Source organism: Microbacterium sp. R86528 (genome assembly GCF_044596335.1).
In the GTDB taxonomy this organism is placed as follows: Bacteria; Actinomycetota; Actinomycetes; order Actinomycetales; family Microbacteriaceae; genus Microbacterium; species Microbacterium marmarense.
This window is the reverse complement of the sequence record NZ_CP138996.1, coordinates 2,195,273-2,206,904: the sequence shown is the minus strand read 5'-3', so window position 1 is coordinate 2,206,904 and position 11,632 is coordinate 2,195,273. Positions and strand designations below refer to the sequence as shown.

Here is an 11,632-nt window from a genome sequence, read left to right as displayed (position 1 = left end):
CCGCGGCCCGAAAGTAGAGCCAGGTGAACCTCAACGACCCAGACACCGCAAGAGAAGAACTTGACCGGGCCGTCGACTCTGGCAACCCAGAGTCGATCGCTCAGATCGCGATGTTCCACGTCTGGCCGTTGCTCAATTCGCACACAGAAGCACTTATTGCAGCTGTCTCCGACCTCGATCCTCCAGTTCTGGAGCGGTACCCGGCCTTGCGCATCGTTCATCCGATGACAGCGGCAATCGCGCGCACATCTCGCTCGGCGAAACCACTGCTTCACTCAGACAATGGGCGAAAGATGAGCCCAGAAGAGATCGACTTTGTTCTGCTCACCCAGATGATCGCTTTCCGCGTGAGCGGCGAACTGGAACCTGCCCTGACATTTGCGAAGCGGTTGAACGACCGAATCACGCAGACTCGTGTCGAATCACGTGACCGGCTTGACGGCCCACTCTGGTTCTTCCGCCTTCAGATCGGAGCGACGCTGCTCGCCGCGGGAGACACCAGCAATGCGTTGCTCGAGTTCGCGACCGCCCGTCAACTCGGCAAGCTCTCAGCACAGCAGGACGCAGAACGCACTGCAGTCGGGCGAGTGGCGTTGGCGCATGCCGTGCGTGGCGCGCTGGGCGATGCGCAGCGCGCGCTCGACCGTGCTCGGGAACTTCCCGCACCCTCATACGCGCACGCCACGGCGAGCATCACCACCGAGCGGGCCGCTGCGGCGCTCATAGCCGCTGATCAGCTGTCAGCAGACCTCGACGAACAGCTGTCGCTGCTTGAGCCCTACGACGCTAATGACCTCATTTGGCCGTTCGCGCTTCTCGCTCGTTGCCGGGCGCTGCTTGCACGAGATCAACCGGAGCATGCGCTTGAGGCACTGCGCCTGGCACGAGGTAGCCACCCGGTACACCCGGGGTCGTTTGCCTTCGACGTGATCAGCGCAGCATCCATCAAAACCCTGTGCATCACCGGAGATCTCACCGCAGCCAGAAGGCTCGCCGATGAAGCGCGCGGCGCTGGCATTCTCACCTCGATCGCGTCGGTGCACCTCTTACTTCGCGAGAACCGCTTCGACACCGCCGCCGATGAGCTGCGGCTGCTCACCAAAAACCCGACGCTGGGGCCTGCACCGCGTGCCGAGTGTGCACTCCTGGGGGGATGGCTTGAGTTGGCACGCACAGAAGAAGTCTCAATCGACACCGCGCTACGGGTGTTTCGTCTCGTTCGCAACCCCGACAACGCGCGTCTGCTGACGACGCTGCCGCGCCAACTGGTCGAAGCGGTGCATGCACGTCTGCCCGCCGAACTCGCGAACGAACTCGAGAGCATGACCGAAGGGCGGTCTTATTTTGAGATGCAGATCCGGCCGACGCTCACGCAGGGCGAGTTGCGCGTTCTGAACGCCCTGGTAACCCACAGTTCCACCGCCGAGATCGCATCGAGCTTCTTCGTGTCGCCCAACACAATCAAGTCACAGCTGCGATCGCTGTATCGAAAACTCGACTGCAGTACGCGCGAAGAGGCGATCAGCGCCGGAGCACGACTGCGGTTCCTCTCGCCCACCGGCTAGCTCCGCATCGTCGCGGCTTGAGCAAGGCACCCGATGGGGTGACAACCGGGTGACTGCCGCAATCGCGCATGAGTACCGAGGGGGTGAAACCATACCCTGAACGGCAAGTCCGAGAGGCGCTTCGAAGTACGGTCGGGGCAGCCTAGGAGGTCCGATGTTCGGCACGGTTCCCATCATTGTCATCGGCGTGGTCTTCGCCCTGAGCGCGGCGTGGATCGCGCAACACGTGTTCGGCACCCCCATCGGATGGATACGCGCGATTCTCTCGGGCGGTGTCGTGTACGCGATCACAGTACCGCTGGCGAGGGTCGCGCTCGAAGCGAGTGATGTCACTGCCGGTGGACAGTTCGATGTGTCGAGTGCGATCGGCATCTTGTTCGTAGCTGTGGCGCTCGGCTGGCAACTCGCCATCGCCGTCACGGTCATCATGCTGTCTGAGCTCTTCTGGCCTTCTGACCGCGGATGGCATCCGATTCGTGCGGCGAAGGGCATCATTCGCCGACGAAAGCGCATGCTTCGATACGCGCAGACGCTGCGTATCGCTTCGAAGCACGGGCTGAGCCTGTATGGAAGTCACCGGCGTGGCGAGGAGCAGGATGTGCCGACGGCGCTCGTTGCCGCGATGAACGAGGCCGGCGTGACGTTCATGAAGGTCGGGCAGGTGCTATCGACTCGCGACGACATTCTGCCTCGCGAGTTCACCGAAGCATTCGCCACACTGCAGATGCAGACATCACCGATGTCGTGGCCGACGGCCAAAGCAGCGATCGAGGCCGAGTTGCCTGGCGCCCTCGAGGAATCGTTCGAGTGGGTCGATGAGAGACCGCTAGCGACGGCGTCTCTCGCCCAGGTGCACGCCGCCCGGCTTCAACCCGAAGCAGGCGCGGAGCAGGGTGCAAGCGTCGTCATCAAGATTCAACGACCCGATGCTCGCGCGTCTGTGAAGATCGACTCCGACATCATTGTGCGCCTAGCGGCCGATGCCGAGCTCCGCGCGTCGTGGGCGCGAGCGTACGGGCTGAGTGCATTGGCGACCGAATTCACGCGCTCGCTAGCCGAAGAGCTCGACTACAGAATTGAACTCGCAAACACAGAACTGCTGCGCGCGACGCTTGCCCAGTCGGATGTGAAGACGATTCACGTGCCGGCAGTGTATGCCTCGCTGTGCGGGGAGCGCATGATGGTGCAAGAGCGCGTTGAGGGCGTGCCCTTTGCTCGCATGAATGGCACACTACCGGACGACATGGTGGCGGGCGGTGGCGTTGCGCACACCGAAACATACGCCTTCGACGCGCACGTGGTCGCTGGAACTTTCGCCGCCACTGCGGTCAAGCCATTTCCGACCGCCCGCGAGATTGCCGACTCTCTCGTCGACACAGTGTTCGAGCAGATAGCAGTTCGAGGGGTGTTTCACGCCGACCTTCACCCCGGCAATATCATTCTCAGACCTGATGGCGAGATCACACTGATCGACTTCGGCTCGGTCGGAGTGGTTGAGCGCAGCATGCGACGCATGCTCATTGCGATGATGTCGGCGATGGCCGCTGAAGACGATATTGCGCTGACTGATCTGCTGCTCATGATCGCTGCGGATGCAAGCGCCGGCGGTGATATCGACCGCGCTGCCTTGCAACACGAGATCGGGGTGATCTTGACGCGTATGCACAACGGCAGCACCGATGCGAGCATCTTCCGCGATGTGATCGATGTGCTGCGCCGCCATCAGATGTCGCTTCCGCCCGGACTGGTGTTGGTGTTTCGCACGATCGCCTCACTCGAGGGCACGTTGCGTCTGCTCGTTCCGGATTACGACATGGTCGATCGCGCGATGTCTCGCACACCTCACTTCCTGAGGGTCGGTTTCGACCCGGCCGAGATGCTCGCGGAGGCTCAGGTGAAGATGCAGGTCGTCGGCGAGCAGCTGAGGCGGCTGCCACGCCGGATTGAGACGTTCGCAAGTCAGCTCGAGAACGGCACCTTCGGGATGAGCCTGCGCATGTTCCGCGACCCGTTCGAACGCGGGTGGATCGCCTCACTCGTCGGGCAGCTGACGACAACGCTCGTGGGAGTCGCTCTCATCGTCACCGCAGTCGTTCTGCTCATTTCAGGCGGCGGCCCGCTGCTCACCCAAGACGTCGGCTTGTTCGCATTCATCGGGGCTCTGCTTGGATTGGCGGGCATGCTGTTGGTGCTGCGCGCACTGCGCACATCGCTGCGGAGGCCCGTCGATGGTGCCTGATGTCGCTCCCGTCAATCTGTCTACATCCACCTATAGACGACGAAAGGTCACCATGATCAGCGGACTGTACAACTTTAGAGACACCGGAGGCACGGCGCGGTCAGACGGTGGCACCACGGCGGTTGGAGTGCTCTACCGCTCAGACGCGCTGAACGCGCTCGATACCGTCGGCGAAGAGCAGGTCGCGGGCACCTCAATCGGTGTCGTGGTCGACTTTCGAACGCCCCAGGAGCGCGAGGCAGCTCCCGACCGACTGCCTGAGACACGCACGTTCCAGGCCGTAGAGCTGCCCATTCTGTCGGGCAACATGGTGGCGCTCATGCAAGACGCTATGTCGAACCCGACTTCTGAAACGGTCGCTGAAGCCATGGCATCGATTCCGACCCTGAGCGAGCTATACGTCGACATTCTCAGCCACAGTGGCGCCGACCTCGTGCGTGTCGCTCAAATGGTCGCGGCAGTCAACGACGATGAGCCGACCGGCGTGCTGGTGCACTGCACGGCGGGCAAAGACCGCACCGGCGTGGCTGTTGCCATCATCCTCGAAGCCGCCGGGGCCGCGCGTGACGCCGTTGTCGCAGATTACGCCCAGTCTCAAGCGAACTTGGCCGGGCCTTGGGCTGACGGGATGCTTCACGCTATGGAGTCATTCGGATTTCCAATCACGCCGGCACTGCAGACCCTCGCCACCGCAACGCCTCCCGATGCAATCTCGGCTGCTCTGGAGTGGACCGACGAACACCACGGAGGACCGGCAAACTATCTTCTCTCTGCCGGACTGACGCAGGACGAACTGAACCGTCTGCGCAAGAGGCTCTCGTAGTCGGGTTCCCTCAGCTCGTGTTCTCGTCGTTCACGAGCTGAGGGGACGACTCGTACGCGTCAACCGGTTCGCGTTCTGCCCGCGACAGCATGAGCACGCCAGCGGCAGCTGTCACTCCGCCAACGGCGAAAGCCACAAACGCCCATGGCGGCGCGGCGCTCGCCTCACCCAGAACTGCAATACCCATGATCACGGCCACCGCGGGGTCCACAACAGTGAGTCCGGCCAGCACAACGTCAGGTCGATTCGCCACATGAGCCCGCTGCACGAAGTAGATCGAAAGCCCTCCGGCAACCCCGATCCCGACTATGCAGCCAATGGTCAGCACATTGGTGCCATCGAAGTCGAAGTCCCGTGTTCTCAGGGCCGTCTGAATGCGCAAGATCACGGTTTTGCCCAGGGTAGCCACAAACGCTGAGAACACTCCACCCAGCAGCACCCACATGATCGGCGGGGCCCCCACACGACGATCCACGATGAGAAAAATCACCGCTACCGCGAGCACACCACCCAAGACAACGAGCACCGCGATCAGCTGCGCATCGTCGACGGCATGCTGAGTGCTCACGAGTGCCGCCACGGTGACGAAGATGGCCACGCCGATCACACACACCGCTATCGCTAGAAGCACCTGTTTGGTGGGACGCTTCTTGAGCACAAATGCGGCGATGAGTGTGGCGAAAATGAGCGATGTCACGCCAAGGGGCTGCACGACCATCAGCGGCGCGAAGACCAACGCGGCCATCTGCAGCAGAATTGCACACCCCAGCATCACTGCGCCAAGCAACCACACGCGGTTGCGCACAAGCGACATGGTGGGCACCGCTACGCTGACCGATCCCGACCTGTTCCGTGAGGATTTCACGCCACGCGACTGCAGAAGGTTTCCGGCCGAGAGCACGGCCGCTGAGACCAGCGCGAGGGCGATCCCAATCATCGGAAAAGACTCGGCAGTCATGTGATACTCGCTTCCTAGATTCAGGTCTCGTTGCCGAGCCGCAGTCGCACACTGAGCTCAGAGGCATCGAGCTCATCAAGGACGTATCGGATCGCGGTGGTGCTGTACTGCCCCGTCTTCGAAATCTGGTGCAGCCGCTGGCGCATGAATACGAGGATAGCGAGGCGCACTTCGCTGGACCTCGGGTCTGGGTCGCCAACAGTCAACGCCAGCGGATCGATGGTCGCCGGGGCGAGCTCGCTCAGGATGTCGGCAGGCAACGGCGTTCGGTCCGGACGACGGATCTGGCCGTGACCGAGCGCTGTCGCTGCTTCGTCTCGAAGCGCTTTGCCCAACTCACGAATCTCTTCTCGCGGCAAGCCGTCGCCACCCGGATCTCGAAGACCGAGCCAGCGCGTCAACGCCGGCAGCGTCAGCCCCTGCACGAGCAAGCTTCCTGCCGCAACCAGAAATGCCACCAGCACCAAGAGATCTCGTTCGGGAGTGTCTCTGGGCAGCGTCTGCGCCGCAGCGAGCGTGACCACTCCCCGCATTCCAGCCCACACGATAATCACCGTCGGCTTCCACGTCAGCGGCGAAGCCTCGAAATAGTCGATGTCGGCGCGAGTCTTGCCGGCGCGTTGTTCAGCATCGCCCCGCGGCGAAATGCGTGTTGCTCGTTTCATTGCGCGAGTCGCGCGCTCATAACGTGCTGGTTCTCTCGTGTCTTCGTGAACGCTCAACCGAGTTCTGGCGTTCTTTTTGACACGCCAGGTGTGAAAACGAATCAGCGGCGCCACATACGCAGCACGCACCGAGATCAAGATGATGAGCGCCACCGCAGCGATCCACATTCCCCGCCACACCCCACCATCCGATGACCGGTTGCTCTCGAGGATGCCGTAGAGCTCAAGCCCCATGATCAAGAAGACTGCGCCTTCAAAGACGAACTCAATCGTCCGCCAATTGAGCTTGTCTGAGATGCGCTGTTCTGGGGTGAGCCACCGAATCGCGCCCTGTCCCACGACCACACCGGCCGCGACGGCCGCAACAAGCCCCGAGCCGCCCACTGCCTCGGTCGGCAAGTACGCGAGATACGGCACGGTGAAGCCCATTGCGGTGTTCGCGACGGAATTATCGATCCACGCCCGCGCGCGAAGCGTCAGATAGCCGATGATCACGCCAATGACGCTCGCCGACAGCACCGCCCAGGCAAACGAACCGAGTGTGCTCCAGATCGAGAAGCTCGCCGCGGTAGCGGCGATTGCGGTGCGCAATAGAACAAGCGCCGTGGCGTCGTTCAGCAGACTCTCGCCTTCGAGAAGAGCGACGACTCGGCGGGGAACCCCGAGTTTGCGCACGATAGAGGTCGCTACGGCGTCGGTGGGGCTGAGTATTGCACCAAGTGCAACCGCCAGTGGAAAACCCAGGCTCGGAATTGCCCACGAAAAGAAGCATCCAAGCACGAGCGAGCTGATCACGACGAGCATGACAGCCATGCCACTGATCGCGCCAAAGTCGCGCCGTAGCTCGATCGCGGGCGCAGACACAGCGGCCGAATAGAGCAACGGCGGCAGCACCCCGACGAGAATCAACTGCGGCTGCACCAAGATTGGCGGAACCATGGGAAGAACGCTGATGCCCACCCCGACCAGAACCAGAAGGAGCGGCCCCGCCACGCCCAGGCGCGAAGCGACGGAGTTGACGACGACGATCACGATGACCGCGACAATCGTCACCTGCAGCAGTTCTACCGACATGAACACTCCTCGTGAAGTCTCGAGATTTCATGACACAAGGTCGGCTACCCCCGCACCGATCAGCTTGGCCCCCAGAATCAAGAAGAGCACGGTCATGATGACCGCGTGGTTGCCGATCAACCAATCCCGCAAACCTGACAATCGCATCTCAACTTGGCTCGGAGCGATCACACTGATCAGCCAAGGAATGATGATCGCCATCACCCCGATCACCCCGAAGATCAAGACCACAGCAACCACCTCGTGAACGGCAAGCTCGGCCTGCGATATTCGGCCACTGGCGGCGAAAAGCAGCGGCAGATCTTTCGGCGACAGCGGCCCTGAGATGAGGATGCCGACAATGAATGCCTTCCACACAGTCATGCCGTCGATGGCGTTCATCCATTGCGGGGTGCCCGTGTGAGAGCGTCTCTGCCACTGCCGAACCGCCATGACGACCAGGAACGCTCCAAGCGCGATCTCAACCGCGTCAATCAGCATGTGCGTCGCAGATTCCTCATCGTCGGCGCCGGCAGAGCGGCCGATCACCACCAAAGAGCCGACAAAGACGATGCAGAAGATGTAGCTGCCGAGCATGAAAGCTGTGCCGTTGGTGCGGCCTTTGCCTGAGGTCGCCATAAGAATCACGGCGACCATCGCGATCGGACTGATGGCAACAGCGACACCGAGAGTAAGAAGGTCTGCCAGAACATGCGACATGAGTGCCCTGCGGTCTTCTTACTGCGCCGACGCGCGTTGCGGCGCTAGCGGCGTTGCCACTGCGGCAAGACGATAAGTGAGGTGAGGAAGAAGCAAATGGCACCGATGAACGTGCCCCAGTTCGCCAATGCGCTATTGACCAGATCGCCGTCAGAAAGCACGTATGCGCCAACCGCCGAGAATCCGAACGCGACGCAGCCGATGAAGTTGATCAGCACCGACCACCAGTTTCTGTGGCCGGGGTCCCACAACCGGGCGACGCGCGAGTATGCGACAAACGCCAGCACACCACTCACGAGAAACGCCACGGAACCGCCGGCGTCAGGATTCCACACGAAGCGGTCTTCGGCTGAAACCGACTTGGCGTACAGCGCTGCCGTCGTGCTGATGTTGAACAAAATCGTGCCAAAAGACTGGGTTGCGGCGGTCAGCCACTCAGCGCGCACCATACGACCAGGAGCGTAATCGACGTCAACGCTCACCGCGCCGCTGAGAAACAGCTGCATGAGACCCGCTGCCGTGAAAAACCATGCGCCGACGAAGAAAGAGAGATTCGAGAGGTTTGTTCCCATAAGGGTGCTGAGCCCCGGCGCGGAGCCTAGCGCAAACAGCGAGGAGCCAATCATGAAGCTCCAGCTCTGCTTTGTGAGCGTAGGAACAAAGACGGAGCTTCGCCGCTTCTCCATTGGTGCCACGTTCGCGCTGCTCATGTGATGCCTCCATGTAGTACTGGCTCGCCCTCACCGAGGTGAGGGCCAACAGGGTGAAGCGTTCGGGGAGAGCGCCGTGCTGGCCCTCTCCCCGAACGCTTGTCTGCTAGTGGTGGAAGTGTGATCCGTTGCTTGCTTCGAGCGGGAGTGGTGCTTTGAGGGAGTCGAGGAATTCGACTTCGCCGCGTATGTCGGCAAGGAGCGCGGAGGCGAGATCGTGGCTGAGGCCGACTTTCACCACGATGCGTTGCAACACCATGTCTGACATGTCATCAGCCATCGGGTATGCCGGCACCAACCAGCCCTTCATCCGCAACCGGTCGGCAAGGTCATACAGACTCCAGTTCTGCGTGTGTCCATCTTTCAGAACCCATGCGAATACCGGAATGGTGTCGCCCTTGCTGATCAACTCAAATGCACCGATCTTCGCGATCTCGGAAGACAGGTACTGCGCCACATCCAACGAGTTCTGCTGCACCGCACGGTAACCCTCACGACCCAAACGAAGGAACTGGTAGTACTGCAACAGCACCTGCGCGCCCGGACGAGAGAAGTTGATCGCCAAGGTGGGCATGTCACCACCGAGGTAGCTGACGTGGAAGATCATGCTCTCCGGCAACACTGCCGTGTTACGCCACACCACCCAACCCACACCCGGATACACCAAACCGTACTTATGACCCGAGGTGCTGATCGAGTTCACCCGATCAATCTGGAAGTCCCACACCAAATCCGGCTGGCAGAACGGCGCAACCATCGCACCCGACGCCCCATCCACATGGATCTTCACATCAAGACCCGTGTTCGCCTGAATCTCATCAAGCTTCTTCGCGATCGCATCCACCGGCTCGTACGCACCCGTGAACGTCTGACCCAAAATCGCGACAACACCAATGGTGTTCTCATCGACATACTTCTCCAGCTCAAACCCGTCCAACACCATGTGATCCGGGGTGACCGGAACGAAACGTGCTTCCACTTCCCAGTAGTTGCAGAACTTCTCCCACACCACCTGCACCGCCGCCGACATGATCAGATTCGGCTTATCAAACGGCTTACCCTCCGCCTTACGCTTCTCCTGCCAGATGCGCTTCAACGCCAAACCGCCCAGCATGCACGCCTCAGACGAACCAATCGTGGACGTACCAATCGTGTCGTCCACATTCGGAACATTCCACAAATCAGCAAGCATCCGCCAACAACGCTCTTCAATCGCTGCCGTCGCCGGATACTCGTCCTTATCGATCATGTTCTTATCGGCCGCTTCGGCATACAACTTCTTCGCCTCATCGTCCATCCACGTCGTCACAAACGTGGCCAAATTCAAACGACTATTGCCATCCAAAATCGCCTCATCATGCACGATCTGGTACGCCGTCTCAGGCAAACTCGGCTGATCAGGCATCACGAACTTGTCAAACTCCGTCGCCTCACCCGGCCGAACAAAAACCGGATTCACGCTCAACAACGAATCGATATTGGTGCTCTGACGAGCCCTGCTGGTATTAGAAGACATTTCTTCCTCCTATTGTCGGGTTGTGGTGGGTGTCGCGACGTGCCGAAGGGGGCGGCGCGACACCTCGAACGGTGGATAGAGGCGGTTCGTGGTCACAGCTGGTTCTTGACGACTTGGCCACCCTTGACGATCAATTTGAAGTTCGTCTCGGGGTCGCCGATCAGTGACAGATCTTGCAGAGGGTCACCGTCCACCAGAATCGCGTCGGCCCACGAGCCTTCCGCGAGCACCCCGAGCTTTGCACCGCGGTAGGTGTTGCGTTCGCCGGCGAGTTCGAACAGCTCTGCGTTCCCCGAGGTCAGCATCTTGAGAGCTTCTGCGTTGGTGTAGAACTCGCCCAAACGTGCTGCCATCAGGCTCTGGCGAGGGGCTGACTGAGGTTCGAGAAGCAGATCGGTGCCCCAGGCGGTCTTCACCCCATACTGCTTCGCCCAGCCGTAGACCTCTTCTGTGCCGTGGCAGATCTCGGTGTTCTTGGCAGCGCGAACAGGGTCAGGGTAGTGGTGATCGTCTTCAGCGAAGGGCTGCATCGACAACCAGGTGCCGGTCTCTCCGATGCGCCGGATGGTGGCTTCGTCAGCGAGATGGCCATGTTCGATCGACTTGACGCCGGCATCGATTGCCCGGGCGATCCCGGCCGGAGTGTAAACGTGAGTGGCAACGTACGTGCCGTAGTCTTCTGCAGCCTGCACCGCAGCACGAATCTCGTCGCTGGTGTACTGCAGTGTGTTCAGTGGGTCATACATGGATGCTGCGCCGCCCCCAAGCGTCAGCTTGATCTGCGTTGCGCCATGCTTGAGTTGCTCGCGAACGGCGGCGAGTACACGAGGCACTCCGTCGGCCACACGTGTGAAGTGGATTTCCTCCGTGCGGCTCGGCTTGCCGCCGAACTCTTCAGGAACGTCGTAGACGAACGAGAAGTCAGCGTGACCCGAGGTCTGGGAGATCATGGCTTGGCTCGGAAAGATCCTCGGGCCTTCGAAGGTGCCGCGATCAATCAGTGCCTTGACCGGTGCAGCATCGCCCCCCATGTCACGAACCGTGGTGAAGCCACGCATGAGCATGCGCTTGGCTTCAGCAATCGTGTTGCCATAGAGAGAACCTGTCGGACCCTGGAGAAAGTCGACCATTGAGTTCGCGTTTCCCATGAGGTGCACGTGGGCATCGCTCAAACCCGGCATCAGGAACTTGCCTCCTCCGTCGATCTCGACGACGCCGTCGGACTGGTCGCCAGCGACGGGCGACGAAGAGACCGCCACGACGTGCCCCCCTTCGATGAGCACATCAGCGTTGTCCTGCGTGCGGTCGCTGATGCCGTCGAAGACTCGAACATTGCGGACGATGATTCTTGAGCTGGAATTGATTCCGGTGGCCATGCTGGCG

General features: G+C 60.9%; 9 protein-coding genes. 3 read left to right on the top strand and 6 right to left on the bottom strand.

The window, feature by feature from the left end; translation table 11 throughout:
* The first annotated feature begins 23 nt into the window (after positions 1-23).
* From SJY18_RS10215 to SJY18_RS10205, 3 genes are all read left to right on the top strand, one after another.
* Positions 24-1,565, top strand: a complete 1,542-nt coding sequence (locus SJY18_RS10215; protein ID WP_396667473.1) for a response regulator transcription factor — start codon at positions 24-26, stop codon at positions 1,563-1,565.
* A 154-nt stretch (positions 1,566-1,719) separates the two neighbouring features.
* Positions 1,720-3,804, top strand: a complete 2,085-nt coding sequence (locus SJY18_RS10210) for an ABC1 kinase family protein (RefSeq protein ID WP_396667472.1) — start codon at positions 1,720-1,722, stop codon at positions 3,802-3,804.
* Positions 3,805-3,856: 52 nt separating this feature from the next.
* The gene (locus tag SJY18_RS10205; RefSeq protein ID WP_396667471.1) at positions 3,857-4,627 is read left to right on the top strand and encodes a tyrosine-protein phosphatase; all 771 of its coding nucleotides are present in this window, start codon (positions 3,857-3,859) and stop codon (positions 4,625-4,627) included.
* Positions 4,628-4,637: 10 nt separating this feature from the next.
* Here the strand turns inward: SJY18_RS10205 and SJY18_RS10200 are convergent, their stop codons facing one another.
* The 6 genes from SJY18_RS10200 to SJY18_RS10175 all read right to left on the bottom strand — a co-directional run bounded on the left by SJY18_RS10200 (position 4,638) and on the right by SJY18_RS10175 (position 11,625).
* Complete coding sequence (locus SJY18_RS10200) at positions 4,638-5,585, bottom strand: DMT family transporter (protein ID WP_337336919.1); 948 nt, start codon at positions 5,583-5,585, stop codon at positions 4,638-4,640.
* 20 nt (positions 5,586-5,605) lie between these two features.
* Positions 5,606-7,324 carry a cation:proton antiporter gene (locus tag SJY18_RS10195; RefSeq protein ID WP_396667470.1) on the bottom strand — a complete coding sequence of 573 codons (1,719 nt, stop codon included), beginning with the start codon at positions 7,322-7,324 and terminating at the stop codon, positions 5,606-5,608.
* A gap of 27 nt (positions 7,325-7,351) precedes the next feature.
* Positions 7,352-8,023, bottom strand: coding sequence for a GAP family protein (locus SJY18_RS10190; protein WP_396667469.1), 672 nt, complete (start codon positions 8,021-8,023; stop codon positions 7,352-7,354).
* Between the two features lie 44 nt (positions 8,024-8,067).
* Complete coding sequence (locus tag SJY18_RS10185; RefSeq protein ID WP_396667468.1) at positions 8,068-8,733, bottom strand: hypothetical protein; 666 nt, start codon at positions 8,731-8,733, stop codon at positions 8,068-8,070.
* A gap of 106 nt (positions 8,734-8,839) precedes the next feature.
* Entirely contained in the window at positions 8,840-10,249 is a 1,410-nt protein-coding gene (locus tag SJY18_RS10180) for a glutamate decarboxylase (protein WP_396667467.1), read from the bottom strand.
* A 92-nt stretch (positions 10,250-10,341) separates the two neighbouring features.
* Positions 10,342-11,625, bottom strand: coding sequence for an amidohydrolase family protein (locus tag SJY18_RS10175; RefSeq protein ID WP_337336914.1), 1,284 nt, complete (start codon positions 11,623-11,625; stop codon positions 10,342-10,344).
* Positions 11,626-11,632 lie beyond the last annotated feature (7 nt).